General features: G+C 71.3%; 12 protein-coding genes and 1 pseudogene. 5 read left to right on the top strand and 8 right to left on the bottom strand.

Going from position 1 to position 19035, the window contains the following annotated elements:
* Window positions 1–89: 89 nt before the first annotated feature.
* Window positions 90–878, bottom strand: a complete 789-nt coding sequence (locus FGD71_RS17485; RefSeq protein WP_119101377.1) for a phosphatase — start codon at window positions 876–878, stop codon at window positions 90–92.
* Window positions 879–945: 67 nt separating this feature from the next.
* Window positions 946–2466 carry a PucR family transcriptional regulator gene (locus FGD71_RS17480; protein WP_181359223.1) on the bottom strand — a complete coding sequence of 507 codons (1521 nt, stop codon included), beginning with the start codon at window positions 2464–2466 and terminating at the stop codon, window positions 946–948.
* A 140-nt stretch (window positions 2467–2606) separates the two neighbouring features.
* On the opposite strand from FGD71_RS17480, the gene FGD71_RS17475 reads away from it, so the two are divergent.
* From FGD71_RS17475 to FGD71_RS17465, 3 genes are read left to right on the top strand one after another with little or no spacing between them, the layout of a single operon-like run.
* On the top strand, window positions 2607–4067 hold the full coding sequence (locus tag FGD71_RS17475; RefSeq protein ID WP_119101375.1) for a sodium:solute symporter family protein: 1461 nt from the start codon (window positions 2607–2609) through the stop codon (window positions 4065–4067).
* 53 nt (window positions 4068–4120) lie between these two features.
* Complete coding sequence (gene speB / locus FGD71_RS17470; RefSeq protein ID WP_119101374.1) at window positions 4121–5107, top strand: agmatinase; 987 nt, start codon at window positions 4121–4123, stop codon at window positions 5105–5107.
* Window positions 5104–6822 carry a thiamine pyrophosphate-binding protein gene (locus FGD71_RS17465; protein ID WP_119101373.1) on the top strand — a complete coding sequence of 573 codons (1719 nt, stop codon included), beginning with the start codon at window positions 5104–5106 and terminating at the stop codon, window positions 6820–6822. Before speB ends, FGD71_RS17465 begins: the two co-directional genes overlap by 4 nt.
* Here the strand turns inward: FGD71_RS17465 and FGD71_RS17460 are convergent.
* The 5 genes and pseudogenes from FGD71_RS17460 to FGD71_RS17440 all read right to left on the bottom strand — a co-directional run bounded on the left by FGD71_RS17460 (window position 6786) and on the right by FGD71_RS17440 (window position 13487).
* Window positions 6786–8288 (bottom strand): FG-GAP-like repeat-containing protein, encoded by a 1503-nt coding sequence (locus FGD71_RS17460; protein WP_119101372.1) that lies wholly within the window; start codon window positions 8286–8288, stop codon window positions 6786–6788. The genes FGD71_RS17465 and FGD71_RS17460 overlap by 37 nt on opposite strands.
* Window positions 8289–8474: 186 nt before the next feature.
* Window positions 8475–9299, bottom strand: a complete 825-nt coding sequence (locus tag FGD71_RS17455; protein ID WP_119101371.1) for an endonuclease I family protein — start codon at window positions 9297–9299, stop codon at window positions 8475–8477.
* A 237-nt stretch (window positions 9300–9536) separates the two neighbouring features.
* A pseudogene (locus FGD71_RS17450) lies at window positions 9537–11458 on the bottom strand (ArnT family glycosyltransferase).
* A gap of 97 nt (window positions 11459–11555) precedes the next feature.
* Window positions 11556–12164 (bottom strand): hypothetical protein, encoded by a 609-nt coding sequence (locus FGD71_RS17445; RefSeq protein ID WP_119101370.1) that lies wholly within the window; start codon window positions 12162–12164, stop codon window positions 11556–11558.
* Window positions 12165–12257: 93 nt separating this feature from the next.
* Window positions 12258–13487: an MFS transporter gene (locus FGD71_RS17440; protein ID WP_119101369.1), complete on the bottom strand. Its 1230-nt coding sequence runs from the start codon at window positions 13485–13487 to the stop codon at window positions 12258–12260.
* A gap of 189 nt (window positions 13488–13676) precedes the next feature.
* Between FGD71_RS17440 and FGD71_RS17435 the strand changes: the two genes are divergently transcribed.
* Window positions 13677–14741 carry an esterase-like activity of phytase family protein gene (locus FGD71_RS17435; RefSeq protein WP_119101368.1) on the top strand — a complete coding sequence of 355 codons (1065 nt, stop codon included), beginning with the start codon at window positions 13677–13679 and terminating at the stop codon, window positions 14739–14741.
* A gap of 78 nt (window positions 14742–14819) precedes the next feature.
* Window positions 14820–18566: an ABC transporter ATP-binding protein gene (locus FGD71_RS17430; protein ID WP_119101367.1), complete on the top strand. Its 3747-nt coding sequence runs from the start codon at window positions 14820–14822 to the stop codon at window positions 18564–18566.
* Here the strand turns inward: FGD71_RS17430 and FGD71_RS17425 are convergent.
* Entirely contained in the window at window positions 18553–19026 is a 474-nt protein-coding gene (locus FGD71_RS17425; protein WP_119101366.1) for a hypothetical protein, read from the bottom strand. The genes FGD71_RS17430 and FGD71_RS17425 overlap by 14 nt on opposite strands.
* Window positions 19027–19035: the final 9 nt, after the last annotated feature.

Below are 19035 nucleotides of genomic sequence, written 5' to 3'. Positions count from 1 at the left end.
GGCCGTTCAGGCCGATAGCGGGGGTCTGGGGGCGCAGCCCCCAGGTACGGGATGGGACGGGTAGGGGCGGCGGGGGCGAAAAACCCCTGTCACGTCAGGCCGGCCTCGGACAGGAGGTACGCCGTCATCGGGTCATAGTGACGGGGACTGGTCACGTGGTCGTCGAGGGGAACCGTCACCTGGACGGTGCCCTCGGCCTCGGCGAGGAAGAGGGCGGGGTCGTTGCAGTCGGCGTACCCCACGGAGTCGACCCCGAGCTGACCGGCGCAGCCCGCCCAGCCGTGGTCGGCGACGACCAGGTCGGGCAGCGGGCGGCCCTCGTGCTCGAGGCCGCCCAGAATGGTGCGCATCGGCTCACCGGAATGCGTGTGCCACAGCGTGGCCCCGCGCTCCAGGACCGCGACGTCAGCGAACTGGAAGACGTACCCCTCGTCCGTGTGCAGGCCCTCCGGGATCACCATGATCTCGCAGCCGGCGGCACGCAACGCGGCGGCCGTCGCGCGGTGCACATCGAGCAGCCCACCCGGGTGCCCCGTCGCGAACAGCACCCGCTGGTTGCCGGCGGCCGCCTTGCGCAGCCGCGATGCCATCCGCTCCAGCGCGGCGACCGTCAGCTCCGGGTCGATGGTGTCCTGCCCGTAGCGGTACTCCGGGTCGTCGTTCACCCCGCAGCGCTCCGCCATCACCGCGAGCACGTCCTGCTCGTCGGACCAGCGGTCACCGAGCTCCAGCCCGAGCCAGTAGTGGCGGTCGCCGTTCGCCAGCTTGCGGTAGTGGGAGAGGTTGTTCTCGCGGGGAGTGGCGACGTCGCCCGCGATACGTGTCCGTACAAGGTGGTCGACGAGCTCGGCGCGGCTGGGGGTCCCGGGTATCGGCATGGCTCCTATTCTGCCGGGGCGTTCAGCGGGGCGAGCCGGGGTCCCGCCCCCTGGGACGGGGGTCACGTCACTCCACCTGCCGGAGCGCGAACCACAACTCCATCCGTACGTCCGGATCGTCGAGGTCCATGTCCAGCAGGGCCGCGCACCGTGCGATCCGCTGCCGCACCGTGTTCCGGTGCACGGACAGGGCGACCGCCGTACGGTCCCAACTGCCGTGCAGGGAGAGCCAGGTACGGAGGGTCTCGGGCAGGGCGGCGGCCGGGTGCGTGATGAGGGGAGCGAGGAGAGTGCGGGCGTGGGCCTCGGCCTCGGTAGCGGGAAGCAGTTCGGCCAGGCCGGGTCGTGCGCCGGGGCGGACCAGGGGCGTACGGGTGGCTCGCGCGCGGGCCAGGGCGCGGGCGGCCTGGGCATCGGCGGCCGCCCACTCCTGCGGGCCGACGACAGCACTGGCCCCGCAGATCCAGCCGGGCTGCGGGGCCGGCTCCCGGTCGGCGGGGACGAGGACGCGTACGACGTCCCCGTCCACGTCGACGAGCGCCGAGCCGAGCGCCGCCCCCAGCGCGGACGCGGCGACGGCGTCCAAAGCGGCGGGGCCGTCCCGGCGCGCGTGCACCACGATCCATCGCTGCCCGCCCAGCAGCGGCGCCACGTCCTCGGGCGCGGCGCCCAGCAGCAGCCGTACGAGAGCCGAGGAGCGGGCCGCGCCGGTGCCGCCGTGGTGCTCGCCGGTGAGGAGGGAGAGGAGCACGGCGGCCACGGAGGCGATGGTGTGGTCCCCGGGCTCGCGGCGCGGCGCCGCCACCCCGAGCACGAAGCCCTCACCCGCGCCGAGGGCATAGGCGGCGAGGTGGATGCCGTCCACGGTGTCGGTGGCGGAGGAGGGTGTGGGGGTGGGGGCCCTGCCCGCTGCCGGCCGCACGACCGTCGCCAGTTCGGTCAGCGCTTCGCTCACCGCCGCCGCCTCCGGCCCCCGCCCCGCCGTCACTGCCGCCTCCGGCCCCCGGCCCGCCGTCACCACCTCCGCGCCTTCCGGTCCGTACAGCACCGCCCGGCCGCCCACCCGCTGGGCCAGTTGCCGCAGTACGGACGGCACCGGATCCGGCCGGGACGCCGCCGCGGTCAGGCTCTGCTGGGCCTCGGTCACGCGGCGCAGCTCCGCGTGCCGGGCCTGGGCCATCAGCTGCCAGACCGCTCGGGCCACAGCCGAGAAGGTGGTGCGGTGCGGGACTTCCAGGAGCGGAAGGCCGTGGTGGTCGCAGGCCTCGACCAGGGCCCGCGGGACCGTGTCGTGGACCGGCGCCAGTCCGAAGCCGAGGGCCGCGCCGCCCGCCTCGGCGATCCGGGAGACGTAGTCGTCGAAGTAGGTGCCCGAACCCGCCGCCTCCGGAATGTGCACGCCCGCCGTCAGCAGCAGCTCACCGCCGAGCAGATACGGGTACGGGTCCGCCATCTCCGACGTGTGCGCCGAGTGGATCACTGTGGCCGGATCCTCGGGGCCCGCGATCTGACACAGGCCGAGGTCCTCGCGGGCCAGCAGTGCGGCCAGAGGGACGGGCGGCGTGGGAGGAACGGCAGGTTCCGCCATGGTGGACGTTTCCTCCATCCGGCTCCGTGACAGTGGATGAAACGTACACTTCAACGCCACTTTCCGGCCACCTAGGGTCGTGCCCGGGCAGCCCATCACCGGCACGACACACACCACCGAGTGCGCGAAGGAGGCCCTTCATGGCCGTCGACTACACAGTGATCGTCGTCTATCTCGCGGGGATGCTGGCCATGGGCTGGTGGGGCATGCGCCGGGCCCGGTCCAAGAGCGAGTTCCTGGTGGCCGGGCGCCGTCTCGGTCCGGCGATGTACTCCGGCACGATGGCCGCGATCGTCCTCGGCGGCGCGTCCACCATCGGCGGGGTCGGGCTCGGGTACCAGTACGGGCTCTCCGGCGCCTGGATGGTCTTCGCCATCGGCCTCGGGCTCCTGGCGCTGAGTGTCTTCTTCTCCGCCCGCATCGCCCGCCTCAAGGTCTACACCGTCTCCGAGATGCTCGACCTGCGCTACGGGGGCCGCGCCGGCGTCATCTCCGGCGTCGTCATGTGGGCCTACACGCTGATGCTCGCGGTCACCTCCACCATCGCGTACGCCACGATCTTCGACGTCCTCTTCGACATCAACCGCACGGTCGCGATCGTCCTCGGCGGCTCGATCGTCGTCGCCTACTCGACCCTCGGCGGCATGTGGTCCATCACCCTGACGGACATGGTGCAGTTCGTGGTGAAGACCATCGGGGTGCTGCTGCTCCTGCTCCCCATCGCCGTCGTCAAGGCCGGCGGCTTCGGTGAGATGAAGGACCGGCTCCCCACCGAGTACTTCGATCCGCTGGGCATCGGCGGCGAGACGATCTTCACCTACGTCCTCATCTACACGTTCGGCATGCTGATCGGGCAGGACATCTGGCAGCGCGTGTTCACCGCGCGCAGCGACCGGACCGCCAAGTGGGGCGGCACGATCGCGGGCACCTACTGCCTGGCGTACGCACTCGCCGGCGCCGTCATCGGTACGGCGGCCAAGGTGCTCTACCCGAAGCTGGGCAGCGCCGACGACGCCTTCGCGACCATCGTGAAGGACGAACTCCCCGTCGGCGTACGAGGTTTGGTGCTCGCCGCGGCTCTGGCGGCCGTCATGTCGACGTCCTCCGGCGCGCTCATCGCCTGCGCCACCGTCGCCAACAACGACATCTGGTCCCGGCTGCGGGGGATCACCGGGACCCCGTCCGCCGAACACGACGAGGTCAAGGACAACCGCGCCTTCGTCCTGATCATGGGCGTGGCGGTGATCTGCACGGCGATCGCGCTCAACAACGTCGTCGAGGCGCTGACCGTGGCCTACAACCTGCTCGTCGGCGGACTCCTCGTGCCGATCCTCGGCGGCCTGCTGTGGAAGCGCGGCACCGTCCAGGGCGCCCTGGCCTCCGTGATCGTCGGCGGCGTCGCGGTCGTCGCGCTGATGGCGACGTACGGCATCCTCGCCAACGAGCCGGTCTACTACGGGCTGCTCTCCTCGCTGGCCGCCTATGTGGCCGTCTCGCTGACCACCCGCCCGACCGATGCCGCGGTGCTCGCCGCCTGGCGCGAGCGGCTGGCCGGCCGGGCCCCCGAACCCGTGTCCGAACCCGTCCCGGCTCCCCAGTAGAGTCGGCCGTGCAGTACATACGCGACGAAGCGTAGGAAAGAAGGCAGTTCACCATGACCAGCAACGAGACGCCCCGCGGACCTGTCGACTCCTCCCGCATCCCCCGGTACGCGGGACCGGCGACCTTCGCACGGCTGCCACGCCTCGACGAGGTCGGCCGCACCGATGTCGCCGTGGTCGGCGTGCCGTTCGACAGCGGCGTCTCGTACCGGCCGGGCGCCCGCTTCGGCGGCAACGCCATCCGGGAGGCCAGCCGCCTCCTGCGCCCCTACAACCCGGCGCAGGACGCCTCCCCCTTCGCCCTCGCACAGGTCGCGGACGCTGGCGACATCGCGGCCAATCCGTTCGACATCAACGAGGCCGTGGAGACGGTGGAGGCCGCCGCGGACGAGCTGCTGGGCTCCGGCGCGCGACTGATGACCCTCGGCGGCGACCACACCATCGCGCTGCCGTTGCTGCGCTCGGTCGCGAAGCGGCACGGCCCGGTGGCCCTCCTCCACTTCGACGCGCACCTCGACACCTGGGACACGTACTTCGGCGCGGAGTACACGCACGGCACGCCGTTCCGCCGGGCCGTCGAAGAGGGCATCCTCGACACGGAGGCGCTGTCGCACGTGGGCACCCGCGGCCCGCTGTACGGCAAGCAGGACCTGGACGACGACGAGAAAATGGGCTTCGGCATCGTCACGTCGGCGGATGTGATGCGGCGCGGCGTGGACGAGGTCGCCGACCAGCTGCGGCAGCGCATCGGCGACCGCCCGCTCTACATCTCCATCGACATCGACGTCCTCGACCCGGCGCACGCACCCGGCACGGGCACCCCGGAGGCGGGCGGCCTGACCTCCCGCGAACTCCTCGAAATCCTCAGGGGGCTGGCGTCCTGCAACCTGGTCTCCGCGGACCTGGTCGAAGTCGCGCCCGCGTACGATCACGCCGAGATCACGTCGGTCGCCGCGTCCCACACGGCGTACGAACTGACCACGATCATGTCCCGTCAGATCGCCGAGGCCCGTACGGGCCGGGAGGACCGACCGAAGTGACCCACGACCACGACCTGGTACTCCGTCCCACGGCCGCCCAGACGTCAGCCGCCCTGAATCCGCCCGCGGGGCGTAACGGCGGAGACCTGGTCGTGGAGACGCTGGCCGGTCTCGGCGCGACGACCGTCTTCGGCCTGCCGGGCCAGCACGCGCTGGGGATGTTCGACGCGCTGCGCCGCTCGGACCTGCGGTACATCGGCCTGCGCGTCGAGAACAACGCCGGATTCGCGGCGGACGCGTACGGCCGCATCACGGGCGAGGCCGCCCCGCTTCTGCTGTCGACGGGTCCGGGTGCGCTGACTTCCCTGGCCGCGCTCCAGGAGGCGGCCGCGGCCTCGGCCCCCGTCCTGGCGATCAGCAGCCAGATCCCCACGGCGGGGCTGGGCGGCGGCCGCCACGGCTATCTGCACGAACTCCCGGACCAGGCGGCCTCGTTCCGGGGCGTGGTCAAGTCCGTCCACACCGTCCGTACGCAGTCCCAGATCCCGTCGGCGATCGCGGAGGCGTGGCAGTCGGCGCTGACGGCTCCGCACGGGCCGGTCTGGGTGGAGATCCCCCAGGACGTACTGCTCGCGCAGACGCTTCTGCCCGTGGTGACGGCGGTCGACGCGACACCGCAGGACGTGGTCCCGCGCCCCGAACTGACGGCGGTGGCCGCCCACCTGCTGTCGGGCGCCGACCGTCCGGCGATCATCGCGGGAGGCGGGGTCGTCCGGGCGGACGCGTCCGGGAAGCTTCGCGCGCTCGCCGAGAAGCTGACCGCCCCCGTGGTCACCACCTTCGGCGGCAAGGGCGCGTTCCCCTGGGAGCATCCGCTGTCGTTGCGGTCCTGGATGGAGGACCGGCACACCACGGACTTCCTGGAGGACGCGGACGTACTCCTCGTCGTGGGCTCTGGCCTGGGCGAACTGTCGTCGAATTACCACACGTTCAAGCCGCGGGGCCGGGTCATCCAGATCGAGGCGGACCTGGGGAAGCTGGAGGCCAACCACCCGGCGCTCGGTATCCATGCCGACGCCAGGCTCGCGCTCTCCGCACTGCTGGAGACGGTGGACGAGCGCACGGACCCGACGGCCCCCGAGCGGGTGCGCACCACCCTGGAACTGGTCCGGTCACGGATCGCCACCCAGGAACTCACCCTGGAACAGGACGTGCTGGCATCCGTACGGCGCGCCCTTCCGCCGTCCTCCCCGTCCTTCTGGGACATGACGATCCTGTCGTACTGGGCATGGTCGGCCTTCGACGCCCGCCGGCCGAACACGATGCACTCCGCCCAGGGCGCGGGCGGCCTCGGCTACGCCTTCCCGGCAGCCCTGGGCGCGGCGGCGGCGGACCCCACCCACCCGGTCCTCGCGGTCTCGGGCGACGGCGGGGCCCTGTACTCCGTCGCCGAGCTCGCCACCGCGAAGCAGCACGGCTTCGACGTCACCTGGCTGATCGTCGACGACGGCGGTTACGGCATCCTGCGCGAGTACATGACGGACGCCTTCGGCGACGCGACAGCTCCGGCGACGGAGCTGTCGCGCCCGGACTACGTGGCGCTGGCCGAGTCGTTCGGGGTGCCGGGTGTCCGTACGACCCCGGAGTCCCTCGCCGACGACCTCACCAAGTCCCTTGCCACGCCTGGACCTTCAGTGGTCCTTCTGCCGGCGGTACTGCGGATGTTCGCGCCGACACATCAGCGCAGCGCCGAGCCGAACAGCGCGTCCGTGTAGGGCGCGGAGAGGTCCTTGCCGCCGAAGGCGAACGCGGAGGTGGTGGTGAGCCCGGTGGTGGTGCCGCGCAGGAGCCAGACGGCGCCGTTGTTGCTGTTCTCGGCCGTGGAGGCCACGGCGAGGTCGCGGCGGCCGTTGCCGTTGACGTCCAGGAGCGCGGTGGTCACGCCGAACCTGTCGTTCGTCTCGGCGACTCCGGGCACACCGGAGGTGTTCTGGTGGAACACCTGGGTTCCCGCGCCCGTGACGCCGGAGGCCGCGCCGGGGACCAGGGCGAACGCGCCGGCGTTGGTGAGGCCGCTGAAGTCCTCGCCAGAGATGCCGAGAGCGATGTCCGCGTAGCCGTCGCCGGTGACGTCGGCGACCGAGACCGCGGAGCCGACCTCGTCGCCGGACTCCTGGGCGCCGTGGAAGCCGGGCAGGCTCTGGTCGAAGGTCTGCACGTTGGAGTCGGACAGACCGGAGGCCGAGCCGTAGGCGACCCGCACCTTCTCGCTCCAGTCGTCGGCGCCGACCACCACGTCGTCGTACCCGTCGCCGTTCACGTCGCCCACGCCCGTGCCCGCCGCACCGCCCACGGTTTCTCCGGGAGCCTGGCCGCGGGTGAAGCCCGAACCGCCGCCGTACAGCAGCCGGTTGCCCCAGGTGCCGTCGCCGGTGTAGGTCCACTGGACGATGTCGTCCTTGCCGTCGCCGTTCACGTCCCCGACCTGGCCGGACACGACGGGTCCGGTGATCGAGTCGGGGCCGTCCTCGCAGCCGCCGTTGGTGGCGCAGGAGGCGTCGTCCGCGTTCCAGCCCCACCACTGGGACTTGTCGAGGATGTTCAGGGTGGCGGCGGGTGTGCCGGTGCGTGCGATCGGACCCTTCCAGAGGGTGGCCGGGGCGCCCTCTGGCTCGTCGCCGCCGACGGACTGCGCGGAGAACAGGGCGAGGTCGGTCGTGCCGTCCCCGTCGAAGTCGCCCGCCTGCGGCGCGGACCCGTACCCGGCGATGTTCGTGCCGCCGGTGAGGCCCGAGGCGGAGCCCCACAGGATGACGGAGCCCGCGGAGCCGCCCGCGATCACGAGGTCGCCGTAGCCGTCGCGGTCCAGGTCCCCCTTGGTGAAGGTGGACCCGAACCGCTGGTTGGCGGTGGCGGAGCCGGGAACCCCGCTGGTGGAGCGGCTGACGAGCTTCTTGTGGGAGGCGGAGAGCCCGCTGGAGGAGCCGTACATGACGGACACGTAGCCCGCCTTGGCCGCGCCCGACACCGTGGCGTTGGGCGCGCCGACGACCAGGTCGGCGTAGCCGTCACCGTTGAAGTCGTCCGGTACGTCCACCTCCGCCGACGCGGCGACAGGGGCGGCCTGGGCCGATGCAGAGGTGAGGGCCCAGGTGCCGACCCCCCCGGCGAGCAGCGCCGCGGCGGCCACTGGTGCGGTCAGCCGTGCGGTGGCGGGAGTTCTGCGTCGTGCTGGGAACATGCACGTGCCTTTCGAGTCGGTCCGGTTCGGCGCGTCGATGTGCGCGCGTTCATGGAGTGCGACTCGGGCTGCGGTTCATCGGTTGTACGACTGTGGGTCATTTATTCGAAACCGTGAATTCGGTGTCTGGTGTGAACTCCCGTTGGTCACGGGGAGCTCACACCAGGTCCACGCACCGTGCCGGTCCTACCAGATCGCCTCGACCCACTCCGGGTGGTCGATGAAGGGGTTGCGGTTGCCCTGGTAGGAGTCGTAGATGACCTCGTTGCGCTTCTCCTCGAAGGCGCTCGGCGGGTCCTCGTCGTTCCACTGCTTCAGGACCGAGAGGCGGCCGTGGTAGGGGGCGGTGCCGTTGGTGACCGAGTCGTTGGGCTCCAGGTCGGCCCAGTTGTCGTCGCCCTCGTAGCGGACGGCCATGTAGAGGATCATGCGGGCGACGTCGCCCTTGACGGCGTCGCGGGGTTCGAAGGAGTTCGAGTCGGTGTAGCTGCCGGAGGCTCCGCTGACCGGGCTGCCCCCGTTGTCGAAGTCCTTGTTGCCGCGGATGCTGTTGACCTGCACGTCCTCCGGGCGCAGATGGTGGAGGTCGGTGCCGGGGCCGGTCGCGGTGCCGAAGTCGCCGTGGGACTTGGCCCACACGTGCTCGCGGTTCCAGTCGCCCGTGTCGCCGCCGTTCAGCGACTTGCTGCGCGACTTGCCGCTGTAGAGCAGGATCACGTTGCCGCTGTTGTTCGGGTCCTGGTCCGTCACCTTGAGGGCGTTCCAGACGGCGGAGTACGAGATCGAGGTCTGGTCGCTGATGATCGTGTGCAGCGAGTCCTTCAGGGCCGGGCCCGTCTTGCCGATCGCGTCCTCGTAGTACGTGTCGTCGTACGCGGTGGTGGTCGCCGCGGCGGGGGACGCGGTCGCGGCCGGCAGGGCGAGGCCGACCAGAACGGCGGAGGTGGCCAGTGCGAGCGGCCTCCAGCCGCGTATTCGTCTGCTTCGTCTGCCTGTCTGCGCAATGGACATGGGGGTGTCCTCTCCGGGGACGGCACGCGCGGGACGCCCGGGCCGGGCTCAGGGGCGGGGCGATCTACGCGAGTTGACTGTTCGGTCAACGGGGAGCGTGGCACGGGGGAGTGGTCCGTCGTGTAACCGGGAAGGGGCGGTTGTGTGACGTTCTTGTGTAGCGGACAACCCCTGGCCGCGGGCCCGCCAGGGGTTGCTGTCGTTCGAGGGTTTTCCCCAACTGGCCTAGGGCTGGCTCTAGTTGACGTCCGACGCGTCGAGGCGGTACAGCGCCTGGGTGTTCTGTGACGCCTCGACCTCCGTACCGTTCTTCTGCACCCAGGCCGTCACCTCCGCACTCGTGCTGTCGGAGTCGCCCCGGCCGCCGCCTCCACCCATGCCTCCGCCGAGCATGATGTAGTGCAGCTCGCCCTTCTTCACCAGCTCCTTCAGCTTGGTGAGGGTCATGGCCTTGTCGGTGCCGGTCCAGCCCCACATGGAGATGACGGGCTCCTTGCTGCTGACGATCAGCTGGGCCGCGCTCTGCGAACCCGACACGGCCACCAGCCACTTGGCGCCGTCGCGGTGCTTCTTCAGATACGCGATCATCTCGGAGTTGGCGGTCCCGCCGGGGAAGCCGCCGCGGCCGCCTCCCGGGCCGCCTCCCGGGCCGCCTCCCGGGCGGCCTCCCGGGCCGCCGCCCATGCCGTCGCCCGTCGTGGGCCCGGCCGTCGGGTTCGTGCCGCTCATGCCGCCGACCGAACTCCCGGGCTCCGAGGCCGCGTACGCGGCGGGACCGGCGAGGGAGGCGGCGACAGCCGCGGCCACCGCGACGGCGAGCAGCCGCACCCGCCGGCCCGCACGGGCGGCGAAGCGGAAGACGAACAGCCCCACGATCGCGAGCGCCGTCACCACCGCGACCGTCGGCCACAGCCAGGTGTTCCAGCCGGAGGCGCGCCGCAGCAGGACGACCGACCAGACCCCGGTCGCGGCGAGCGCGGCCGGAAGCACCCAGGACCAGCGCCTGACGTCACCCGTGCGGAAGGCACGCAGGAGCATCGCGCCGCCGCCACCGCACAGCGCCGCGATACCGGGGGCGAGCGCGGTCGTGTAGTACGGGTGCATCGTGCCCTCGGCGAGGCTGAACGTCAGGTAGTGAAGCGCCGTCCAGCCGCCCCAGAGCAGCAGCGCGGCACGCGCCGGATCCGTACGCGGGGCGCGTCCGCACAGCACCAGACCTCCGACGAACGCGATACCGGCGAAGGGGAGGAGCCAGGAGATCTGGCCCCGAGCACCTCGTTGAACATCCGGCCGATACCCGCGGCCCCCGAGAAGCCGCCGCCTCCGCCGCCCCCGCCACCACCGTTGCCCTCGCCGCCGAGGACGCGGCCCAGACCGTTGTAACCCATGATCAGGTCCCAGGCGGTGCCGTCCGTCGAGCCGCCGATGTACGGCCGCGCGGAAGCGGGGACCAGCGACACGGCCGCCGCCCACCAGAAGCTGGAGACCGCGAGGGCGACTGCGGCGAGCACGAGGTTGCGTACGCGGGGCCAGAGGCCGCCCCGGGCCGCGTACAGATACACGGCGAAGACGGCGGGCAGGGCGATGTAGCCCTGCAGCATCTTGGTGTTGAAGGCGAAGCCGAAGCAGACGGCGGAACCGAGCAGCGGGAGCAGTGTGCCGTTGTGGACGGCGCGCAGGGCCAGGGCGGCACCCGCGACCATCAGGAAGACGAGCAGCGTGTCCGGGTTGTTGTCGCGGTTGATGGCGACGGTGATCGGAGTGAGGGCGAGGACGAGCGCGGCCACGGCGGCCGCGCCGTGGCCGAAGACCCGCTTCACGCAGGAGTGCAGGATCCAGATCGTGCCGAGCGCGGAGGCGACCAGCGGCAGCATCATCTGCCAGGTGCCGTAGCCGAAGACGCGGCAGGACAGGCCCATCACCATCAGGACGACGGGAGGCTTGTCGACGGTGAGGAAGCTGCCCGCGTCCAGCGAGCCGAAGAACCACGCCTTCCAGCTCTGCGTACCGCTCAGCACCGCGGCGCTGTAGAAGCTGTTCAGGCCGGAGGAGGACAGGTTCCAGGAGTACAGCACGCCGGCCAGGACCATGATCGCGATCAGCGCGGGGAGCGACCAGCGAGGGGCGTGGGGATGTGGGTCGGTAGAGGCAGATGTCACCCGTGCACCGTGGCGTCAGGGCATGGGTGCGCACTGTGCTCTGCCTGGGGGTGAGCTGTGCATCCCGAAGACCGGCGGCTTGAGCGGTGTACTGCTGTCATGGAGCAGGAGGCCATGGGGAGAGCAGATCACGCAGCAGCTCGGTGAAGGCATTGTCCAGGGTGTCCTCCCACTGCTGGTCACCGACGGCTTCGGGACAGAGAGCGGCGGGGCGGGCGACCCAGAGGATCTTCCACGTCCTGGATTTCAGTGCGGGGTCGCCCCAGATCCCGCCGCGCGGGACGAGCGGGTGGAGCAGATCGCTGAGCTGTTCCGTCACGACCTGCATCAGAGGGCCCTCGATCGCTGTGTGCGCGGCCGCGAGTGCGGTGGGGGAGGACCGGGCGACGGCGGCCGTGGTGGGGTGGCGGCGGACGATGCGCACCACATGGGTCAGGTGGTCGGTGATCCCCGCGGCGGTGCCGTCGCTCGGACAGACGCGGTGCGCCGCGTCGAAGGCGTGCGCGAGTTCGGCTCTGAGCGCGAGCAGGTGCAGCGCGGACGCGGACTTCCAGTTGGCGTAGAGGAAGTTGCGTGACGTACCGCAGTTGCGGGCGATGGCGGCGAGGGACACGTCCAGGCCGTCCGTGCGCATCAGCGTGCGTACGGTGGCGATCACCTGTCCTGTGCCGTACGGGTTGCGCTCGAACGCGAATCGCGGGCTCATGGCACCCATCCTGCGAAAAGCGTGATCACACAGGGCCAGAATGCCTGTTGATCACTCAAACGAGCGGTGTTCGAACGCCGCAGGGAGAAGCGCTCACGCTTTCTCCGGGGGTACTGGTCCGGCGGCCAGCGTCGCCGTCGTCAGAACCGCCACGATCCCACCCAGCACCATGACCACGGACGTGGACGCGGCGTCCACCACGGCGCCGCCCGCCAGCGCGCCGAGCGAGATCGTCGCCTGGAACGACGACGTGAAGAGGACGGACGCCGCCTCCGGCGCGTGCGGCGCCGAGGTGACGAACCACGTCTGCGAACAGACGGGCACCGCTCCGTACGCGAGACCCCAGACGACCAGCAGCACGATCGCGCCGGCTTTCCCCGTGCCGACGACAGGGAGCAGCAGGGTCGCGGCAGCGAGCATGCCCGCCGCCGCGAGGAACGTGCCGCGCAGCGTACGTCCCGCCCACTTGCCCGCGACGAAGTTGCCGACGATGCCCGCGACGCCGTACACCAGCAGGAACGCGGTGATGAGCTGAGGGCCGGCGTGCGTCACGTCGTTCAGGAAGGGCGTGACATACGTGTAGGCGCTGAAGTGGGCTGTCACGATCAGGAAGGTCACGGCCAGCCCGATCCGGATCCCCCGGTCGCCGAGCAGGTCGCGCAGCACGGCGAGCCGGGTGACGTTGTCCGGCGGCAACGGGGGTACCAGGGCGACGAGCGCGGCGAACACGCCCACCGTGAGGATGCCCATCGCGAGGAATGCCGCCCTCCACCCGGCGAGGTTCCCGATGAAGGTCCCGGCCGGCACGCCGAGTACGGATCCGAGCGGAACGGCCGCGAAGATCACGGCAGTTGCCCTGCCGACGTGTTTCTCGGGCACCAGCCGGGAGGCGAGTCCCGCGCCGATCGACCAGAACGCGCCGATCACGAGCCCGACGAGGACTCGGGAGACCATCAGGACCCAGTAGGCGGGCGCGGCCGCGGCGAGGAAGTCCGCCAGCGTGAGGATCAGCATCAGCGCGCAGAGCATGACGCGCCGGTCGATCCGTCCGGTCATGACGGTGACGGCCGGGGCGGCGACGGCGGCGAGGCAGCCGGGGAGCGTCATCATGAGCCCGGCCGTGCCGTCCGAGACACCGAAGGTGCCGCCGATCGGCGACAGCAGGCCGATCGGCAGGATCTCGGTGGTGACGATGGAGAAGATGCCCATCATCACGGAGACGACGGCGAGCCAGCCGATCACCGGCGACCGGGCAGCAGTTGAGGCAGAGGCAGAGGCAGAGGCAGAGGTGGAGGCAGGGATGGGCGCGGTGTCTGCGGACATGGCTCCTGTCCTGTCGGCTGTGGTCCTGGTGGCGGCTCCACCGAGTCCAGCAGTCGCCCGCGGCCGCGTCCGGCACGAAATCGACGTCAACGTCGGCACACAGGGTGATGTCGGTTCTTCGCCGGTCCAGCGTCCGCGGTTCACGGCCCGTACGTTCTCCTTCAACCCACGTCGCCCTACCGTGACGCCATGCGTCTGAGACTCGTACTCGCGACCGTCACCGCCGGCCTGACCGCGGCCGCCTGCCTGACCGCCGCCGGGCCCGCCACCGCCCGGAGCGCCACCGCCCAGCGCACCAGCGCCCACCCCTGCTCCCCCTCCACCTCCATCACCGGCTTCTCCGACGCCCTCGACAAGACGACGTACAACGACACCTTCGTCGGCAACCTCTCCGCGCTCGCCGTGGACCGCGACGGCGCGATCGCGGCGCTGTCCGACCGGTCCTCCCTCTTCACGCTGGACCCGATGTCGCTCCGGCCGCGGTCCGTCGTCGCGCTCGCCGACGAGAAGGGGGCCGGGCTCGACGCCGAGGGGCTGGCCGTCGACCGGGACGGCACGCGGCTCGTGTCGTCCGAGACCGAACCCTCCATACGCCGGTACGGCCGTGACGGCACCTTGCTGGGCAGCCTCCCCGTGCCGGACGCGCTCCGGGTGGCTCCGGCGGGACGAGCCACGGGCAACGCCACGTTCGAGGGGCTGACCCTCCTGCCCGGCGGCCGTACGCTCCTCGCCGGCATGGAGGGAGCGCTGAGCGGTGACGGCACGGGCATCGTCCGGTTCCAGACCTGGCACCGGCACGGCGGCTCGCAGGCGTTCGCGCTCGCCGCCCAGTACGGCTACCGCACGGACACCGGCCTCTCCGTCTCCGAGACCACCGCCACCCCCGACGGCCGTCTCCTCGTCCTGGAACGCGGCTTCACATCGGGCGTCGGCAACACGATCCGCCTGTACGTCGCCGACCCGCGCCACGCCACGGACACCAGCGGCACAGAGAACCTCACCGGACAGGACGGCGTCCGCCTCATTCGCAAGACGCTCCTCGCCGACATCGCCGACTGCCCGTCCCTCGGCGCGACCGCCAAGCAGCCCCAGCCCAACCCGCTGCTCGACAACATCGAGGGAATGGCGATCACGGGGCGCGAGCCCGGCGGCCGGCTGAAGGTGCTGCTGGTCAGCGACGACAACCAGAACCAGGTCCAAACCACCCGCTTCTACTCCCTGCGCGTGCGCCTGCCCTTTGTTGCGGAGGGATGAAATCCGCTTCCGTCCGTGTTGGTGCCTTCCGGTAGATCAGGTCGATCCGGCAGACCAGGACGAGCGGAAGGCACCGGGGTGGCAGCGCTAGAGGACGGGGCGGGGCGGGGGACCCCCGGCTGGGCACGGCGACTCGCGGGGTACGCGTGGCGGTATCCGAAGGACGTCGTGCTCGCGCTGGGCGCCTCGCTGGGCGGTATGGCCGTCATGGCGCTGGTGCCGCTGATCACCAAGGTGATCATCGACGATGTCATCGGGGATCAGAGCCGGGACATGGCCCCCTGGGCCGGCGCCCTCATCGGTGCTGCCGTCCTCGTCTACGTCCTCACCTACATCCGGCGCTACTACGGCGGCCGCCTCGCCCTCGACGTCCAGCACGACCTGCGGACGGAGATGTACGAGACGATCACCCGGCTCGACGGGCGGCGGCAGGACGAGCTGTCGACCGGGCAGGTCGTCGGGCGGGCGACCAGTGACCTCCAGCTGATCCAGAGCCTGCTGTTCATGCTCCCGATGACCATCGGGAACATCCTGCTCTTCCTGATCTCCCTGGGGATCATGGCCGCGCTGTCCCTGCCGCTCACCCTCGTCGCGCTGGCCGTGGCCCCCGCGCTGTGGTGGGTGGCCAAGCGGAGCCGCACCCGGCTGCACCCGGCGACCTGGTACGCGCAGGCGCAGGCCGCCGCCGTCGCCGGTGTCGTCGACGGCGCCGTCAGCGGCGTACGCGTGGTGAAGGGGTTCGGGCAGGAGGAGCAGGAGACCGGAAAGCTGCGAGAGGTCGGGCGCCGGCTCTTCGCCGGGCGGCTGCGGACCATCCGTCTCAACGCCAGGTACACCCCTGCACTGCAGGCCGTCCCCGCGCTCGGGCAGGTCGCGATGCTCGCGCTGGGCGGCTGGCTCGCCGTGCACGGGCACATCACGCTGGGTACGTTCGTCGCGTTCTCCACCTACCTCGCCCAGCTCGTCGGACCGGTCCGCATGCTCGCCATGGTGCTCACCGTCGGGCAGCAGGCCCGCGCCGGCGCCGAGCGGGTGCTGGAGCTGATCGACACCGAACCCTCGATCAAGGACGGCACCAAGCCGCTGCCGGCCGACGCGCCGGCGACCGTCGAGTTCGACGACGTGACCTTCGGCTACGACGGCACCTCGGAGCAGCAGCCCGTCCTCGACGGACTGTCCTTCGAGATCCGCTCCGGCGAGACCCTCGCCGTCGTCGGCTCCTCCGGCTCCGGCAAGTCGACGGTGTCCCTCCTGCTGCCCCGCTTCTACGACGTGACGCGCGGCGCGGTCCTCGTCGGCGGCCACGACGTACGGGAGCTGACCCTCGAGTCGCTGCGCGCCGCGATCGGGCTCGTCCCCGAGGACTCCTTCCTCTTCTCGGACACGGTGCGCGCCAACATCGCGTACGGCCGCCCCGAGGCCACCCAGCAGGAGATCGAGACCGCCGCGCGCGCCGCCCAGGCCGACCGTTTCATCGCCGAGCTGCCCGAGGGCTACGACACCAAGGTCGGTGAGCACGGACTGACCCTCTCCGGCGGGCAGCGCCAGCGCGTCGCTCTGGCCCGCGCGATCCTCACCGACCCGCGCCTGCTGGTCCTCGACGACGCCACCTCGGCCGTGGACGCCCGCGTGGAGCATGAGATCCACGAGGCCCTCAAGCACGTCATGGCAGGGCGCACCACCCTCCTCATCGCCCACCGCCGCTCCACCCTCAACCTCGCCGACCGCATCGCCGTGCTCGACGGCGGACGGCTCGCCGACATCGGTACGCACGAGGAACTGCAGGAACGCTCACCGCTCTACCGGCGGCTGCTCACCGACCCGGACGAGCTGGGCGGGGTCTCGCCGGGGCACATCCAGCCCGCCTGCCCGCGCGAGGACACCTCCGTACGCGACGAACTGGAGGCCGGGTTCGACGTCGAGCGGGGGATCACGCCCCGGTTGTGGACCGGCGACCGTGAGCCCCGGGACGCGGCCATGGAGGGGATGCCCGCGACTCCCGAACTCCTCGCCCAGGTCGAGGCGTTGCCCCCGGCGGCGGACACGCCCGGCGTCGACGAGGCGCGGGCGGTCACGCCCGAGGAGTCGTACGGACTGCGCCGGCTGCTGCGCGGCTTCGGGCTCCCGCTGCTCGTCAGCCTCGGACTCGTGGCCGTCGACGCGGGCATGGGGCTGCTGCTGCCCCTGCTGATCCGGAACGGAATCGACGACGGCGTCACACAGCTGGCGCAGGGTGCCGTGTGGACTGCGGCCCTGCTGGGCCTGGTCACGGTGCTCGTCCAGTGGGCGGCGCAGACCGGTGAGATCCGCATGACCGGACGTACGGGCGAGCGGGTCCTGTACGCACTCCGGCTGAAGATCTTCGCGCAGCTCCAGCGGCTCGGACTCGACTACTACGAGCGGGAGTTGACCGGCCGGATCATGACCCGGATGACGACGGACGTCGACGCCCTGTCGACCTTCCTGCAGACGGGGCTCGTCACCGCCTTCGTCTCGGTCGTCACCTTCTTCGGCATCATGGTCGCGCTGCTGGTGATCGACGTACAGCTGGCGCTGGTGGTCTTTCTGACGCTGCCGCCGCTGATCGTCGGCACGTTCTTCTTCCGCCGGTCCAGCGTGAAGGCGTACGAACTCGCCCGTGAGCGGGTGTCCGTGGTGAACGCCGACCTTCAGGAGTCGGTGTCCGGGCTGCGGATCCTGCAGGCGTTCCGGCGCGAGCGGGCCGGCGGGCGGCGGTTCGCGGAGGGCAGCGACAGCTACCGCCAGGCGCGGATCCGCGGGCAGTGGCTGATCTCGGTGTACTTCCCGTTCGTGCAGCTGCTGTCCGGTGCGGCGGCGGCCGCGGTGCTCATCGTGGGCGCGGGGCGGATCGAGGCGGGGACCCTCACCACCGGCGCGCTGGTCGCCTACCTCCTCTACATCGACCTGTTCTTCGCGCCTGTGCAGCAGCTCTCCCAGGTCTTCGACGGCTATCAGCAGGCGACCGTCTCGCTGGGCCGGGTCCAGGAACTGCTCCGGGAGCCGACGTCCACGAAGGCCGCCGACGCGCCGCGCGAGGTGCTGTCCCTGCGCGGGGAGATCGCCTTCGAGGATGTGGACTTCGCGTACAAGGACGATGAAGAGGCGCTCAGCGGGGTCGTTCTGAGCATCCCCGCCGGGCAGACGGTCGCTTTCGTCGGCGAGACCGGCGCGGGCAAGTCGACGCTGGTCAAGCTGGTCGCCCGGTTCTACGACCCGACGGGCGGGCGGGTGACCGTCGACGGCGCGGACCTCCGCTCCCTCGACCTCGCCTCGTACCGGCACCGCCTCGGTGTCGTCCCCCAGGAGGCGTACCTCTTCCAGGGCACGGTCCGGGACGCCATCGCCTACGGCCGCCCGGCCGCGACCGACGCCGAGGTGGAGGCCGCCGCTCGCGCGGTCGGCGCGCACGACATGATCGCCACGCTCGAGGGCGGCTACCTCCACGAGGTCGCCGAACGCGGCCGGAACCTCTCCGCCGGCCAGCGTCAGCTGATCGCCCTCGCCCGCGCCGAACTGGTCGACCCGGACATCCTCCTCCTCGACGAGGCCACGGCAGCGCTGGACCTGGCGACCGAGGCCCAGGTCAACCAGGCGACGGACCGTATCGCGGGCCGCCGTACGACCCTGGTCGTCGCCCATCGCCTGACGACCGCGGCTCGCGCGGACCGGGTCGTGGTCATGGACCACGGCCGCGTCGCGGAGGACGGCACACACGACGAGCTGCTCGAACTGGGCGGACGGTACGCGGAGTTGTGGCGGGTGTTCGTGGGGGAGCCCGTGGCGGAGGTCACTACTCCGACGTGATGTCGGAGATCTTCCGGCTCTCCAGGTCGGAGCGCACGGTCAGATAGGTGTACGTCTTCTCCGTGCCGGTGCCCCACGTCAGCCGGACCGTCGTGTACGTGTGGCCCATCCCGCTGTCGCCGCGGGTGACCTTCCAGGCGCTCGGTACGTGCTGAGCGCGCAGGACGCCGTCCGTGTCGTGGCGCTTCTCGAAGTCGAGGAGGCGGGTGCGGAGGTCGGGGGTCAGATAGAACTCGCGGAGTTCGGCCGCGGCAGCGTTGCTGCCGGGGTCGTGCGCCACGTCGATGTACGCGCCGTAGAAGTGCGCGACCCGCTCGTAGACGGAAGTGGGGTTGCCGCTGTGGGACGGCGCCGCGGGCGGATCGCCGGGGGCGTCGGCACGCGCCGGGACCAGAACGGCCGTCGCCAGCAGCAGTGTGGTGGCGACGAGCACCGAGCCGATCGTTCGTGAGCGATTCATGACGGACCG

Source organism: Streptomyces sporangiiformans (genome assembly GCF_005768555.2).
Classification (GTDB): Bacteria; Actinomycetota; Actinomycetes; order Streptomycetales; family Streptomycetaceae; genus Streptomyces; species Streptomyces sporangiiformans.
Note: the sequence above shows the minus strand (reverse complement) of the source record. Positions and strands in the feature narration are given on the sequence as shown.